General features: G+C 49.0%; 13 protein-coding genes. 4 read left to right on the top strand and 9 right to left on the bottom strand.

Going from position 1 to position 14,754, the window contains the following annotated elements:
* Positions 1–7: 7 nt before the first annotated feature.
* Genes HH196_RS06515 through HH196_RS06500 form a run of 4 tightly spaced genes read right to left on the bottom strand, consistent with a single transcriptional unit; the run spans position 8 to position 5,243 of the window.
* Positions 8–1,858, bottom strand: coding sequence for a feruloyl-CoA synthase (locus tag HH196_RS06515; RefSeq protein WP_169451344.1), 1,851 nt, complete (start codon positions 1,856–1,858; stop codon positions 8–10).
* A gap of 33 nt (positions 1,859–1,891) precedes the next feature.
* A complete protein-coding gene (locus tag HH196_RS06510) occupies positions 1,892–3,664 on the bottom strand; it encodes an acyl-CoA dehydrogenase (protein WP_169451343.1) in 1,773 nt (590 codons plus the stop codon).
* Positions 3,665–3,688: 24 nt separating this feature from the next.
* Positions 3,689–4,456, bottom strand: a complete 768-nt coding sequence (locus tag HH196_RS06505) for a 3-hydroxyacyl-CoA dehydrogenase (protein ID WP_169451342.1) — start codon at positions 4,454–4,456, stop codon at positions 3,689–3,691.
* A 16-nt stretch (positions 4,457–4,472) separates the two neighbouring features.
* The gene (locus tag HH196_RS06500; RefSeq protein WP_169451341.1) at positions 4,473–5,243 is read right to left on the bottom strand and encodes a crotonase/enoyl-CoA hydratase family protein; all 771 of its coding nucleotides are present in this window, start codon (positions 5,241–5,243) and stop codon (positions 4,473–4,475) included.
* Positions 5,244–5,488: 245 nt separating this feature from the next.
* Between HH196_RS06500 and HH196_RS06495 the strand changes: the two genes are divergently transcribed.
* From HH196_RS06495 to HH196_RS06480, 4 genes are all read left to right on the top strand, one after another.
* Positions 5,489–5,953: a MarR family winged helix-turn-helix transcriptional regulator gene (locus HH196_RS06495; protein WP_169451340.1), complete on the top strand. Its 465-nt coding sequence runs from the start codon at positions 5,489–5,491 to the stop codon at positions 5,951–5,953.
* A 33-nt stretch (positions 5,954–5,986) separates the two neighbouring features.
* Positions 5,987–6,877, top strand: a complete 891-nt coding sequence (locus HH196_RS06490; RefSeq protein WP_169451339.1) for a helix-turn-helix domain-containing protein — start codon at positions 5,987–5,989, stop codon at positions 6,875–6,877.
* A gap of 116 nt (positions 6,878–6,993) precedes the next feature.
* Entirely contained in the window at positions 6,994–8,205 is a 1,212-nt protein-coding gene (gene pobA, locus HH196_RS06485; protein WP_211160843.1) for a 4-hydroxybenzoate 3-monooxygenase, read from the top strand.
* An 84-nt stretch (positions 8,206–8,289) separates the two neighbouring features.
* Positions 8,290–9,486, top strand: a complete 1,197-nt coding sequence (locus tag HH196_RS06480) for a CynX/NimT family MFS transporter (protein WP_169451337.1) — start codon at positions 8,290–8,292, stop codon at positions 9,484–9,486.
* 79 nt (positions 9,487–9,565) lie between these two features.
* On the opposite strand, the gene HH196_RS06475 is transcribed toward HH196_RS06480, so the two are convergent.
* From HH196_RS06475 to HH196_RS06455, 5 genes are all read right to left on the bottom strand, one after another.
* Positions 9,566–10,351, bottom strand: a complete 786-nt coding sequence (locus HH196_RS06475; RefSeq protein ID WP_169451336.1) for a class II aldolase/adducin family protein — start codon at positions 10,349–10,351, stop codon at positions 9,566–9,568.
* A 34-nt stretch (positions 10,352–10,385) separates the two neighbouring features.
* Complete coding sequence (locus HH196_RS06470; RefSeq protein WP_169451335.1) at positions 10,386–10,856, bottom strand: MarR family winged helix-turn-helix transcriptional regulator; 471 nt, start codon at positions 10,854–10,856, stop codon at positions 10,386–10,388.
* Positions 10,853–11,782: a TauD/TfdA family dioxygenase gene (locus HH196_RS06465; protein ID WP_169451334.1), complete on the bottom strand. Its 930-nt coding sequence runs from the start codon at positions 11,780–11,782 to the stop codon at positions 10,853–10,855. The genes HH196_RS06470 and HH196_RS06465 overlap by 4 nt, the downstream gene beginning before the upstream one ends.
* Before the next feature lie 477 nt (positions 11,783–12,259).
* Entirely contained in the window at positions 12,260–13,144 is an 885-nt protein-coding gene (locus HH196_RS06460) for a DMT family transporter (RefSeq protein ID WP_169451333.1), read from the bottom strand.
* 81 nt (positions 13,145–13,225) lie between these two features.
* On the bottom strand, positions 13,226–14,725 hold the full coding sequence (locus HH196_RS06455) for a CoA-acylating methylmalonate-semialdehyde dehydrogenase (RefSeq protein ID WP_169451332.1): 1,500 nt from the start codon (positions 14,723–14,725) through the stop codon (positions 13,226–13,228).
* Between the last annotated feature and the right edge of the window lie 29 nt (positions 14,726–14,754).

Below are 14,754 nucleotides of genomic sequence, written 5' to 3'. Positions count from 1 at the left end.
TATCCTCTTAAAGTGAAATCACGTGGTCGGCTGGCGACTCAACGTAGAGTGATTCCATGATATCAGCGCGGCGAGACATTACAGCACGCTGGTTAATAGAGCCCTTATCAGTGATCTCGTTACCATCAATCGATGGGAGTTCAGTTAGAATCGTTAGGCGTTTAACGCGAGTCGAACTTCCGGTGCTGGTTGCAGCCATCTGCTCTAGGCGCTCTGCCATCACTTCCTTGACGTGAGACTGAGCAACCAAGGTTTCGTTGTCCATATCTTTACCGCCAGGTACAAGAGCTTGCAGGTGCGCCCAGTCTGGGAAGATCATCGCTGCAATGTAACCACGGTCGCGGCCACAAATGACGGCATCCTGTACGTAAGGTGCGAAATGGTGAATTAGAGAGGCGCGTAGGCTGCCAACACTTACCCATGTACCGGTATCAAGTTTGAAATCTTCAGAGACGCGGCCATCAAATAGCAGGCCACGGTTTGGCTCATTCTCATCGATCCATTTAACTGCATCACCTAGACAGTAGAAGCCCTCTTCATCGTAGGCTTTCTTAGTCTGCTCTTCATTACGCCAGTATCCTGGAGTAATCGTCACCGCTTTTACGCGAATCTCAGTCTTGTCACCGTTAGGGATGAGCTTAAGCGTGATACCAGGTGCAGGGCTGCCAACAACGCCTGATGCAGACTCTTCAACCGAAGCGAATAGTACAGAGGGTGCAGTCTCGGTTGCGCCAAGACCTGTCACCATAGGTACTTTCTTACCTGTGTGTTGAACAGATAGCTCATCTAGTTGATCCCACACGTGCTGAGCTAGGCCTGCACCTGCGAAGAAGAACATCTTAAGGTTTTTGAAGAGTGATTTAGCGATCTCAGGGTTCGCTTTAAGCTCTTTCGCCATCAACTCGTAACCCTTAGGTACGTTGAAGTAGATGGTTGGTGATATCTCTTTTAGATTCTCCATGGTGTGGTGAATCATCTTAGGCACAGGTTTACCTTCGTCAATGTAGAAGGTACCGCCGTTGTAAATCGCCATGCCGATGTTCTGGTTACCACCAAAGGTGTGGTTCCATGGAAGCCAATCAAGAATGACAGGTTTCTCATCTTTCAAGAATGCGTAGACCGAGCGCACCATCTCTTGGTTAGCACAGATCATCTGCTGAGTATTGATAACCGCTTTCGGCATGCCAGTAGAGCCAGAGGTCCAAAGGAACTTAGCAATAGCATCACCTGTAAGCGCTGCGTGGGCGGCATCTGCCTCTGGCGATGCTGCACAGTTAAGCGCTACGCTAAGGTTTGTTACTGTGTAAGTTAGTCCATCTGTCGCGTGATCTGCTGAGCAGGTAAGCACTGGTGCTTTGTCAGCGTTAACGGCATCAATGGCATCACGGTATGGGCCTAGGTTATCGGTAAAGATTAGACCCGGCGTCAATGTGTCAAAGACGTGACGCAGTTTGCCGTAGTCGCTTGAGATCAACGAATAAGCGGTAGAGATTGGCGAGAAAGGTACGCCGATGTACATCGATGCCAAAGCAATCAGTAGGTGCTCTGTTGAGTTACCTGACAGGATAACCACTGGGCGATCGTTGCTCAGGTTCTGTGTCAGCATCCAGCTAGCAATTGAGCGCACGCGCTCCAATGTCTGAGCGAAGGTTAGTGATTCCCACGCTCCACTCTCACCACGCTGGCTGATAAGCACAGTGTCCGGTGTCTCGTTTGCCCAGTGCACAAGTTTGTCAGTCAGTTTGACTGGGTAGTCGCTTAGTGGTTCAGCGCTAGTAACGTATTGCACGCCCTCGGCCGTCTTCTCAATGGTGACGCCGAAGTCGTTGATATTTACTGCATGAAATTCTGTACTCATACTCTTCTCCAAGATCCTAAGGATTCCGTTCCGTTAGGCATCAAATTTGTATTCAGCAATACCGTCAGCTGCTGAGTTAAAGGTCGCAATGCGAGCAGCCACTTGCGGTAACTGATGGGCACTGTAGAACTTAGCCAGAGCAATCATGTTGGTGAAAAACTCTGGGTCTGAATCCAGCGCTGCATCGGCTTTAAGTGCAAGCTCACCCAATTGCCAAGATGTCAGTAGGTAACCAAGTGCATCTAGCATCGGCACGCTACCTGCATTTAGCTGGAGTAGATCTGCATCCTCTTTAATGAGAGCAGGTGTTACTGCTTCAACAGCTGCTACTGCGCCTGCTAGTTCTGAACCTAGTTTTGCCAGTTTACTGTTCGCTTCGAGTGAAGCGGCTACAGCTTTAATATCAGCGAGTAGGTCATTCAGCGCTGCACCCTGGTCACCGCGGATCTTACGGAATAGCAGATCGCTACCCTGAACACCGGTGGTGCCTTCGTAGATGGTTGTGATGCGAGCATCGCGCATATACTGGGCAACGCCTGTCTCTTCTACAAAGCCCATGCCACCAAATACCTGAATACCGGTACCGGTCATTAGGTTGGCTTGTTCAGTCGCAAACGCTTTGAAGATAGGCGTGAGTAATGCGATACGTGATTCAGCAGCGGCTTTCTCTGCTGCATCTGTTGCGTGCTCTGACTTATCAAAAAGTGCCGCAATCAGGTAACCGAGTGAGCGCTGACCTGTTGCGAAAGACTTCATAGTCATCAGCATGCGTGCAACATCTGGGTGCTGAGCGATTGGTACGCGACGCTCGCCAGTAGCGAAGTGGCGACCCTGTGGGCGCTCAAGTGCATACTCTGCAGCTTGCTGGTACGCGATTTGGCTTAGGGCTACACCCTGTACGCCAACCGATAGACGCGCTTCGTTCATTAGAATGAACATTGCCATCAGGCCTTTGTTCTCTGTACCTATCAGTTCACCGAAACAGTTGTCGTTGTCACCGTAGCTCATTGAACAGGTTGGACTGCCGTGCAGACCTGTTTTGTGTTCGATGCCGGTACATAACACATCGTTAAATTCGCCCAGTGAGCCATCATCGTTGATGCGGTATGTTGGAACTGCGAATAGAGAGATGCCGCGGCTTCCCTCAGGAGCATCGGGTGTGCGCGCTAGAACAAAGTGAACCTTGTTCTGAGTCATGTCGTGCTCACCGTAGGTGATGAATATCTTCTGACCTTTGATGAGGTACTGGCCATTCTCTTGTGGAATCGCTTTGGTTTTAAGCTCACCTAGGTCAGTACCTGCGCTTGGCTCAGTTAGAGCCATCGCTGCTGTCCATTCACCGGTGATGAACTTCTCAATGTAGCGCGCTTTCTGCTCTTCTGTACCGAACTTCATTAGGATTTCGCTACAGCCCTGAATCACTGCATGGAACATCACAAATGATAGGTTAGCGCTGTGCCACATCTCGTTGACTGGCTGCGCAATGAACTTAGGAAGCTCTTGGCCACCAAACTCCATTGGTAGGGCAAGGCCCATCCAACCATCCTGTGCGAATTGATCGAACGCCGCTTTCCAGCCTGTCGGCATTGAGACTTTACCGTCCTCAAAACGACAACCTTCGTTATCGCCTACAGCGTTCATTGGCGAAAGTGATTTGCCGGCAAGTTCGCTAGCTGCTTCTAGGATGGCAGCCACTGTGTCTGCATCAAAATCGACTAGCGCTTCGTTACTGTTCAGGCCAGTCTTCTCAACGGCGTGCTGAACAAGAAACTGCATCTCTTTTAGGGGAGCTTGATAATCACTCATCGTTAACTTCCTCTGCTTCTCTACTTATTTAGCGGCCATGCGGATCGCGCCATCAAGACGGATCACTTCACCATTTAGCATCTGGTTCTCAATAATCTGCTGAGCAAGCATAGCAAACTCATCTGGGTTACCAAGACGTGATGGGAAGGGTACAGATGCACCAAGAGCAGCCTGCACCTCTTCTGGTAGCTCATCCATCAATGGTGTGCGGAATAGGCCTGGTGCAACCGTCATAATACGGATGCCAAGTTTTGCAAGCTCGCGTGCAAGTGGTAGCGTCATTGCAGCAACACCCGCTTTAGACGCCGAGTATGCAGCCTGACCAATCTGACCATCAAAGGCAGCAACAGATGCAGTGTTAACAATTACACCGCGCTCGCCTGACTCGCCTGGCTCGTTATTCTGCATAACGTTTGCTGCAAGACGTGCAATATTGAATGTGCCAACTAGGTTGATGTTTACAATGCGCTGGAAGCTTGCAAGATCGTGAGGGCCATCACGGCCAACTAGACGTTTAGCACCGCCAACGCCTGCACAGTGAACAACACCTGCTAGTGCACCAAACTTAGCTGTAGCGGCTTCAATACAGGCTGTCACAGAGGCTTCATCTGAAACGTCAGTTTTGCAAAAGATCGCTGAGTCACCAAGGTCTGCTGCAACTCGGTTACCGCCCGCTTCGTTTATATCAGCAATACATACTTTGCCACCCATCGCACTTAGACGACGTGCAACTGCTTCGCCTAGGCCTGAGCCAGCGCCAGTGACTAGAAATAGTTTGTCCTGAATCTGCATAATTAGCTCCGGCTATTTACTGCTGTGGCTGTTTTTTACGGTTTAGGAACTTCTCAAGACGTGCAACTACATCTGGGTGAGTCTGTGTGATACCACAAAGAAGAGACTCAGTGTACATGCCATCGTCGTGTGACATGCTGTCGATGTGACGAAGGCCTGTAGTCATGGCCCAGTTAGAGTATGGAGAGTTTGTCGCGATGTGCTCAGCAAGTTCAGTCGCTTTAGCAAGAGCCTGACCGTTCTCTACCACGTAGTGTGAAAGACCTAGGCGGTAACCCTCTTCAGAGTCTACGTCACGACCCGTTAGCATCATCTCAGTCATGCGGCCAGCGCCGATTACGCGTGCAACGTTACGTGATGCACCACCACCAACGAAGATACCGTGACGACCTTCTGGTAGACGGTAGTAAGTGCCTTTTTCAGATACGCGAACGTGCGCACAAGTCGCTAGCTCAAGACCGCCACCAATAACAGCGCCCTGCATTGCAGCAACCACTGGCAGACCCGAGTTCTGAATGTGACCGAAAGTGCGGTGCCACATGTTTGAGTGCTTAACAACATCAAGACCCTGGCGCGCTTTGTGCTCAGCTAGGTCTAGACCAGAACAGAACTCTGGGCCCTCGCCAGAGAAGATAACTACACGCACATCTTCAGGCATAGTGATAAACACCTGTTCGATCTCTAGACAAAGTTCGTCATTGATCGCGTTTTTCTTTTCAGGACGGTTTAGGTGAAGGTGACCGATACCGTTGTTAACGTCGAACTTGATGTATTTGTAGTTGCTCATGAGAGGCCTCTTTCTGTTGGTGCGCACATCGGCACAATGTCTGTTTAATATTTGTTTATCATATAAACAATTAAGCTACCTATCAATTAAAGTTTGTTATCAAAACTGTTTAGATGATAAACAATTTTTTATCGCCATTTTGTGGTTAGTTTTAAATTGTTGTGGTCTACTACAGTTTAAATATATGTATTTATTGGGCTCTGTTTATAGATGGATATAGATAGGGCCTAGATTTGGATTGTGTGATGAGTAAGAAGAGACAAAAGGATTCAGTTGATATCGGTATCTTGGGAGACCTTTTAGGTTACCGTTTGCGCCGAGCTCAATTGGCTTTTTTTAGTGCGTTCTCAGAAACCTGCGCAGAGCTGGGGGTAAGTCCTGGTCTATTTGCTGTTATCGAGATCGTGCATCGTAATCCTGGTCTTACTCAAACCGCTGTTGCTAAAAGCCTAGGTACAGACCGATCTGCAATGGTTGCCGCAGTCGATAAGCTGGAGCGCCTAGAGCTCATTGAACGCTGTGCAGCAAAGAATGATCGCCGCTCCTATGCGTTGCAGTTAACCGAGAAGGGTGCACAGTGGTATGTAGAGGCAGAGCGTCGTCTCTACGAGCACGAGCAAGAGTTTTATGACCTGCTTAAGCCGGGCGAGCGAGAGCAGCTTCTCGATATGCTGGCGCGTCTTGCTGAACGACCAAGTAAGATTAAATAGCCTCAGCGGGGCTGGGAATGGCTGAGTTAGAGCATGGCTGAGTTAAATGCAAACATCCCTCAATTCGGTCTCTACGGCGAGGCAGTTGTTGATGACCCCGCCCTCGTTCATATTGAAAATATCGCTAGTCGAAGTCGTGAGAATGGATGGCTAATTAAGCCCCACCGGCACGGTCGTATGTTTCAACTGCTGTTTGTTTTTGACGGACATCTCGATATCACTATTGATGAGGAGTACTCATCGCTCAAAGCACCTTGTGTTATCACGCTGCCCGCCGGTGTTGTGCATGGCTTTAAATTCTCTCCTGAAACTGAGGGTGCTGTTCTCACCTTGGCGGAACCTCTGCTCACCAATGAGTCCTATATCCGGTGTGAACCCTATTTTGGGCCACTGTTCGCTAAGGCACGTCTCTTCAGTTTGGAGGGGCGGAGTGTTGTGCAGGAGATGTTGGCTGGTTATCTAAAACAGATCGAAGCGGAACTGCGAGCTGTCCATTTGGGCCATAAACTGATTACTGAGTGGCTATCCCGCTCTGTTTTGATGTTGCTACGCCGGCTGATGCTCGAAAGTGAGGAGCAGGGCGTTGAGGTCTCAACGACGCCTGTTGTTCAATACCGCAAATTGATTGAGTCGCATCTTTTACAGCACTGGAGTGTTGAACAGTACGCTGATGCACTATCGATCTCCGCGGACCACTTAAACCGTTTATGCAAGGCAGAGGTGGGTAAGACGGCTAAGGCGATAGTGCAAGAGCGTCTTCTATTGGAGGCTAAACGTCGACTCATCTACACCCGTGGGAGTGTTGAGGAGCTCGCATTTGGTCTAGGTTTTAAAGATGCTGCCTACTTCTCTCGTTTCTTCAAACAGGCGACAGGTGAGACGCCTGCTAGCTTTCGTAAGAACAATAATTTCGATACGTACTAATCTTTGTATATCGGAAAAGTACAATAATTCATTGAAAAACTTCCTGTTGTGACTTTCCTATTCAGTTGATACTTGTTCGACTAAAAGAACATATCAAAGGTTTCACGATGAAAACGATTAAGACACAGGTTGCAATTATTGGTGCTGGCCCATCAGGTCTGTTGCTAGGCCAACTGCTTCACAAGAAAGGTATTTCGAACGTTATCCTTGAACGAGTGACAGGTGATTACGTGTTGGGCCGTATTCGTGCCGGTATCCTTGAGCAAGGTTTTGCTGACCTTGTTCGTGAAGCGGGTGTTGCTGAAAACATGGACAAGTGCGGCCATGTACATGAAGGTGTCGTGATCGCTGTGAATGGTGAAAATCACCGTATCGACCTCAAGGGTCTTACTGGTGGTGATGTCGTTGTATGTTATGGCCAGGTAGATATCACGCAGGATCTTATGGAAGCGCGTGAAGCTACAGAAGGTTTGGATACCTACTACGAAGCGTCTGATGTGCAACCGCACGATGTTAAGAGCGATACCCCATACATCACCTTTACTCACGGTGGTGAGGAGTACCGTCTAGATTGTGACTTCATTGCAGGTTGTGATGGTTTCCATGGTGTTTCTCGTCAGACTATCCCTGAAGAGCTACGTACTGAGCACGAGCGTGTATACCCATTCGGTTGGTTGGGTCTGCTGGCAGATGTGCCGCCTTGTCATGATGAGTTGATCTACGCGAAATCAGAGCGTGGCTTTGCACTTGCATCGCAGCGTTCACCAACGCGTTCACGTTACTACATTCAGGTTCCGCTCACTGACAAAGTTGAAGATTGGTCAGATGAGGCGTTCTGGGAAGAGTTGAAGAAGCGTCTTCCAGCTGAAGCTGCAGCGAATGTGGTGACTGGTCCTGCGCTTGAGAAGTCGATCGCGCCACTGCGTTCATTCGTATGTGAGCCTATGCAGTACGGTAATCTTTTCCTGGTCGGTGATGCTGCACACATCGTGCCACCAACAGGGGCAAAAGGGCTTAACCTTGCGGCGTCTGATGTGGCGACCCTCTACAAGATTATGACCAAGGTGTACGAAACAGGTAACCGTAAGTACATCGAACAGTACTCTGAAATCGCACTACGACGTGTATGGCACGGTGAGCGTTTCAGCTGGATGATGACCAATATGCTCCACGATTTCGGCACTGAGGTGGCGGATGCTGGTACTGATCCAGAGATGCGTCAGCGCTTCATGGATTCAGAACTTAGCTACTTCATGAACTATGAAAATGGTCGCCGCGTCATTGCAGAGCAGTACGTTGGTCTTCCATATGAAGAGGTTAAAGAGTAACTTCTAACCATCTGCTTAAAACGCCATGCTGCTTGGTTGCAGCGTGGCGTTTTTGTTTTTACCCCATGTTAAGAGCTTCAAGGAATGAAACGACTTCTTTCAATCGCACCTGAGTGGATTGTCCTTTTTGCCGGAATCGTCGCGGCTTTTCATGTCGGCAAACTAGCGCCTGCTATTCCTGTACTGCAGGCCGAGATGGGTATATCGCTGGTAGAGGGTGGTTTGCTTCTCTCTTTGGTGCAATTTGTCGGGATGAGTAGTGGAGTGTTTTGGGGCTTTGCAGTTGGGCGTATTGGTTTGCGTCGATCTGTACTCATGGGGCTTTCACTATTAACAGTTGTCAGTCTGCTCGGTGGGTTTGCACAGAGCGCAGCCCAACTTCTGCTATTGCGTGCATTGGAAGGGATGGGATTTGTACTGGTTGCGCTATCAGGGCCTGGATTGATGCGTGCCATCGTACCGCCAGAACGTCTCAACTTGAGCATCGGTTGGTGGGGTACATTTATGGGGCTTGGTGCCGGCAGTGCAATGTTCCTAGGGCCTCTATTTATGGAACAGCTAAGCTGGCATGGCTGGTGGTGGAGCAGTGCTCTACTAACTTTGGGCACTCTATTTGTCGTTATAGCTGTGATTGATGGTTCTGTAGATCAGCAGGGCGCGGTGGCTAAGACACCCCTGTTAGCTAGTCTCTCCGATAATCTCTCACAGGTACTGCGAAAAGAGGGGCCCTGGCTGGTAGCGGTAATGTTTGCAGCTTATTCAGGGCAGTGGTTGGCTGTGATTGGATTTCTACCAACCATCTATACCAATGCAGGTATCTCAGGTTTTATCGTAGCTCTGTTAACCGCGTTGGTTGCCCTCGTTAATGCTGGCGGGAATGTGATGGGTGGGCGACTGCTTCATAAAGGATTAAGTGCTGAGAGACTGCTCATTATTGTGTTCGGCCTGATGGGCTTAATGACTTGGATAACCTACTCAACGCTTTTTGCAGAGTTCATTTGGCTGCAAATTTTAGCGGTCATGCTCTTCTCTGCTGTCGGGGGGATTATCCCAGCGGTATTGTTTGCTGTTGCAGTTCAACGTGCACCCCGACCTGATCTGGTGCCTACTACCATCGGCTGGGTACAGCAGATGTCCGCCTTAGGCCAGTTGAGTACGCCACCGCTATTTGCATGGGTAGCTGTGCAGGTGGGCGGTTGGAGCTTCACTTGGTGGATGACAGTCTCATTGTCACTCTTGGGTGTGGTCCTGGCTGTTAGGCTCTCCTCACTCTCTCGCTAGATTTTTGCAGGAAAGTAGGTGTCACCCAGACAAAAAGAAGCCCTCGATGAGAGGGCTTTTTCCTATGGATGCTGTGGTTTTAGAGCTTCCAGCTGGGATCTTTCTGATCGATTAAGCGCATTAAAGCTGGCCACTCTGGGTGACGAACTTTTGCATTGGCCTGCGCATCACCCCCTTCAAACTGCTGGCGAGTTTTACGCATAATCTCTTCAGGGATTAGATTGAGTTTATCTGCTGCCATCGCTTTGAGTTGTACTTCCGCATTGCGAATAAATGCGTAGTGACGAACAAACGCCCAGGTTGCTGTAGGTCCGGCAGTCAGCAGGCCGTGGTTTTTCAATACTAATGTATGGTTGGTTTCGCCAAGTGCAGCTTGCAGGCGAGGGCCCTCTGATCCATCCAGTACGATCCCTTCGAAATCATGGTAAGCGGTGCGTTCGAAGAATTGGCACCCCTCTTGAGTCACAGGTATCAGTGGTGAGTCAATTGCACAGAGCGCCTGCGAGATAGGCTCATGCGTATGCAGGATACAGTGCAGATCTGGGCGTGCTTTGTGAATCGTAGAGTGGATGGTATATCCCGCTTTGTTCACATTCCATTCGCTCTCTGAAAGTGGGTTGCCATCAATATCTATTTTGATGAGATCCGTGGCACGCATCTCATCATAGCGAACGCCGAATGGGTTGATTAGGAACTCATCCGTACCAGGAATGCGGAGGCTGATGTGGTTATAAACAATAAATGTCCAGCCAAAGTGGTCCACCATGCGGTAGGTTGCAGCTAGTTCAAGGCGCGCTTGCCACTCATTATCACTCATCCCTGCAGGGGCTGGCGGAAGTTCGACTTGAAAACGTGGATCCGTCATCTTGGGTATTTCCTAATTTTTATATGTTTCTTATTTAAGAGATCTTATCAACATTAGAGATCAGTTTGTGCAGTGTTTTATTGAATGCATCAAGTTCGCTCTCTTCAATGCCGTCGGTCACTCGCTCATGGCGACGTTTTACGACATTTATAAACTGACTATGAATTTGCCAGCCCTGCTCGGTGAGTTCCCAACGCTTCTGCTTCCCTTCCGGTTTATCGGTCGACCCTCTAATCGAGCCGGCACTCTCAAGTTTGGTAATGGCTCGGCTTACCGCGCCTTTATCAATGGAAATTAAGGCGCCAATATCAGCAGCTTTGTGCAGAGGGTGACTCGCTATGGCAGCCAAGACGCGAATCTCAACTGTACCCACACCAAAGATGGTTAGGTACTCATTGGAGGATAGCGCCATTATCCGGTTGTGGAATACTGTCGCTAGATGTTGGGTGTAGTGCTCATAATCGATCACTTCAACATCGTTACGCAGGGCGGTAATTTTCATCATGCTGGTTGCGGTCTCTCACCCATCACTGTGGTGCGGTGCAGTTCGCGACGGAAACCGTCGTAGTCGTTAAATGCTCGGTGCAAGCAGATACGGTTATCCCATATCGCGACGGTGTCATTCTCCCAGCGTAGGCGGCAAGCGAAGAACTCTTGAGTTGCATGAGCATGAAGAAACTCTAGAAGAGGCTTGGACTCTCGGCGCTCCATTCCTTCAATATTTACTGCATAGACTCCATCTACGTAGAGCGAGAGCTGGCCAGATTCCGGATGTTTACGCACTAGCGGGTGGAAGTTGCCTTTGAGCATCTTCTCGACATCAAGTTCTAGCTCGATATCGGTCATCGTTTTCCCGTTGTTGGTCTGCTCTATAGAGTCTTTAATTCCAGCGATGATTCGCTCGGCAGCCATATGTACCTTAAGTGGTTTTAACATCTCGCGCATCGTTGGCGAGAGACTTTCATAGGCCATAACCGCGTTGTACCAGATTGTATCGCCGCCATAAGGAGGAATATCAACGCCGTGGAGTACGCTTACTGATGGTGGGCGCTCTAAGAATGCAGAGTCAGTGTGGTGGCCGCCGCCAAAGATGATTTTTGACTTAGTCTCAGCTTCCTTCAGAACTGGTTGTACATCAGGGAAGCCAGGAAGTCCTTTGGTGTATGCATCGGTACCCAGTTCGCCAAAGCGTTTAGTGAAGGCGAGTTGATCGGCTGGCGTTAAATTCTGTTTACGGAGGAACAGCATTTTGTGGTGCCAAAGCGCCTCTTTTAGCTCTTCAAAGGCGTCGTCATCAAGATCTTTAAGTTGAACATTAAGTACCTCAGCACCCATAGAGGATGCAAGCGGCAGGGTTTTAATCTGCTGGCCAGTAAAAGGTGTGTTGCGGTATGGCTGTTCAAGATGAACCTGATCGGTCTCTAGTGACATTTTTCTATCCTCTGTAAAGAGTCGCTTTATTATGATTTCGAGATAGTACTCCTCAAAAGGTTGACTGGTCAACTTTTGATAAGGGGCTTCGACCAGAGCTATTCCACCCGGGGCCACCTACCCGGGGTCACGCCTACCCGGGGTCACGCCTACCCGGGGTCATACCCGGGGTCAGAGTAGTCTTATTAGACTACTCTGACCCCGATGCAGTTGGTGCAAAGCAAAAAAAAGCCCAGAGGAGTTTTAATTCTCTGGGCTAGCAGGTATCTGAAATACGATGCTTTTAAAGGTCTGGACAAACTATGCTAAATCCAGATGTCCTCAATCTACTTAAAAAAGAGATGGATTGCAATAATTTCATTAAATGAAAATTATGCAAAAAACTGTAATTTATGGAATTTTTTGGATTTATGGGGTCAGAGTAGTCTAATAAGACTACTCTGACCCCAGGTGGAAGACCCCGAGTGGATGAGCCTGTTATCGTGTTTTTAGTGAGAGAAAGCCCTTTATAAAGAGGTCTGCTCTGGATATAAAAACTGCGAGCAGAATCAAAGTACAACCGAGAAGTTGAGATGCCGCCATTGTTTCATCCAGCCATATCATGCCAAGGATCGCCACCCAGACTGGCTCCATTGTGAGGATCAGTGCCCCTCTACTAGCAGGACCCAGTTTTAGTGAGTAGGTCTGAACAAAAAAGCGAAGACTGGTGCCAATTAAGACACTCGCTATAAACCAACCTAGAATTGATACCTCTGCGTTTATGCTCCAACTTTCGATTAGAAATGAAACCGGCAAAAGAGTGGCGCCGGCTGTCATAAGTTGAACTGATGTGAGAGCCTTTAGAGGTGTTCGGCCGGCTGCTCGGCTGTTGATGTTAAGGTAGATTGCAAAGGAGAGGGCCGAAGCTAGATAGTACAACTCACCCAATCCAAACACGAAATCAGAGGTTAAGGTTAGAAACCCTGCGCCAATAACAGCAACGGGAACTGCATACCAAGCAAGGCGTGAGGGGTGATCGCCAAATAGGGGCGACAACAAGGGTGCGAAGATAGCACCTAAGCTGGTTAGAAATGAACCAATACCAATATGGCTGCCATGGAATAGCCCCAAAATCCAAAACCCTAACCCCGCAGCAAATACCACGCCTACCAAGGTGACCCGTGTAAGATCACGGAGTGTGAAAAGTAACAACTCACTGCGAGCAAATAGGGCAATTAAAAGTCCTGCCAGCATAAATCGACAACCCATAAATAGAATGGGTTCAATACCTAGCAGTACCTCTTTAGAGAATATCCAGCTAATGGCTGCCAAAAGTGAGGCAAGAAGCATGAGTAGATCTGATTTTAGGTATTGGTTAGTCAAGGTTTGGTCTCGTGAGTGTGAGTCGATAGCATAAACAAAAAAGACGACCCGAGGGTCGTCTTTTTATTGCGCTAATGAAGATTACTTCATTGTAGGCATTGTGAACTCTGGGCCTGCGCTTAGGCCGGTTGGCCAGCGTGCAGTGATCGTCTTCATGCGAGTGTAGAAGCGAACGCCATCTGGACCGTGCATGTGTAGTGGGCCGAATAGTGAACGTTTCCAGCCGCCGAAGCTGTGGAAGGCCATTGGTACTGGGATTGGCACGTTTACACCAACCATGCCGACCTGCACGTTTTCACAGAAGTTGCGAGCAGTGTCACCGTCACGTGTGAAGATAGCAGTACCGTTACCGTACTCGTGATCGTTGATCAGTTTAAGAGCTTCTTCGTAGCTGTTCACACGAACAACCGCTAGTACTGGGCCAAAGATCTCTTCGTTGTAGATACGCATGCCAGGCTTAACGTTATCGAACAGCGTTGGGCCAACGAAGTAGCCATTGTCGTGATCAACAACTTTGAAGTTACGGCCATCAACAACAAGCGTTGCACCCTCCTCTACACCTGAATCGATGTAACCCAATACTTTGTCAGCGTGTACACGGCTAACTAGAGGGCCCATGTGTGGCTCTGGTGAAGACATACCGTTGCCTACAGACATCTTCTCGATCTCTGCAGTCATATCTTTGATAAGGTGGTCAGCAACCGCGTCGCCCACACATACAGCTACAGAAATAGCCATACAGCGCTCGCCTGCAGAACCGTATGCGGCACCCATTAGAGAGCTAACAACCTGTGATGGTTCAGCATCTGGCATTACGATCATGTGGTTCTTAGCGCCGCCAAGAGCCTGAACACGTTTGCCGTGTGCACTTGCAGTTGAGTAGATGTACTCAGCGATTGGCGTAGAGCCTACGAAGCTAACGGCCTGTACTGCTTCATCAGTAAGAAGAACGTCTACTGCCTCTTTGTCACCGTTTACGATGTTGAATACACCGTCTGGAAGACCCGCTTCAGTTAGAAGCTCAGCAAGACGCATAGTGGTAGTAGGATCTTTTTCAGATGGTTTCATTACGAAGGTGTTACCGCAAGCGATAGCGACTGGGAACATCCACATTGGAACCATTGCTGGGAAGTTGAATGGGCTGATACCCGCACACACACCCATCGGCATCATCTGGCTGTAGCTGTCTACGCCACGACCTACGTTTAGGCTGTGCTCGCCTTTCTGAAGGTGAGGGATACCACAAGCAAACTCAACAACTTCAAGACCGCGAGTTAGCTCGCCTTTAGCGTCAGAGAAGACTTTGCCGTGCTCAGAGACGATTAGCTCAGCAAGTTCGTCAGCGTTTGCTTCGATCAGCTCTTTGAATTTGAACATGATACGTGCGCGGTTAAGTGGAGTTACTTTGCTCCAGGTTTTGAACGCTTCTTGAGCATTGGCAATCGCTGCGCGAGTCTCATCTGCAGTTGATAGCGCAACCTCTTTAGATTGTGCACCAGTAGCTGGGTTGTATACAGGTGCTGTACGACCTGAGTTTGAAGCGACGTGCTGGCCGCCGATGTAGTTACCAACGATAGACATAAGATATCTCCTTATTTGTATGGTGCTAT

This window comes from Marinobacterium sp. LSUCC0821 (assembly GCF_012848475.1).
In the GTDB taxonomy this organism is placed as follows: domain Bacteria; phylum Pseudomonadota; class Gammaproteobacteria; order Pseudomonadales; family Balneatricaceae; genus Marinobacterium_E.
This window is presented reverse-complemented; position numbering and strand designations above follow the sequence as displayed.

What these genes read in the sequence shown, in the direction of transcription:
- HH196_RS06515 (WP_169451344.1), bottom strand. Translation starts at nt 1,858, where the DNA reads ATGAGTACAGAATTTCATGCAGTAAATATCAACGACTTCGGCGTCACC.
- HH196_RS06510 (WP_169451343.1), bottom strand. Translation starts at nt 3,664, where the DNA reads ATGAGTGATTATCAAGCTCCCCTAAAAGAGATGCAGTTTCTTGTTCAG.
- HH196_RS06505 (WP_169451342.1), bottom strand. Translation starts at nt 4,456, where the DNA reads ATGCAGATTCAGGACAAACTATTTCTAGTCACTGGCGCTGGCTCAGGC.
- HH196_RS06500 (WP_169451341.1), bottom strand. Translation starts at nt 5,243, where the DNA reads ATGAGCAACTACAAATACATCAAGTTCGACGTTAACAACGGTATCGGT.
- HH196_RS06495 (WP_169451340.1), top strand. Translation starts at nt 5,489, where the DNA reads ATGAGTAAGAAGAGACAAAAGGATTCAGTTGATATCGGTATCTTGGGA.
- HH196_RS06490 (WP_169451339.1), top strand. Translation starts at nt 5,987, where the DNA reads ATGGCTGAGTTAAATGCAAACATCCCTCAATTCGGTCTCTACGGCGAG.
- HH196_RS06480 (WP_169451337.1), top strand. Translation starts at nt 8,290, where the DNA reads ATGAAACGACTTCTTTCAATCGCACCTGAGTGGATTGTCCTTTTTGCC.
- HH196_RS06475 (WP_169451336.1), bottom strand. Translation starts at nt 10,351, where the DNA reads ATGACGGATCCACGTTTTCAAGTCGAACTTCCGCCAGCCCCTGCAGGG.
- HH196_RS06470 (WP_169451335.1), bottom strand. Translation starts at nt 10,856, where the DNA reads ATGATGAAAATTACCGCCCTGCGTAACGATGTTGAAGTGATCGATTAT.
- HH196_RS06465 (WP_169451334.1), bottom strand. Translation starts at nt 11,782, where the DNA reads ATGTCACTAGAGACCGATCAGGTTCATCTTGAACAGCCATACCGCAAC.
- HH196_RS06455 (WP_169451332.1), bottom strand. Translation starts at nt 14,725, where the DNA reads ATGTCTATCGTTGGTAACTACATCGGCGGCCAGCACGTCGCTTCAAAC.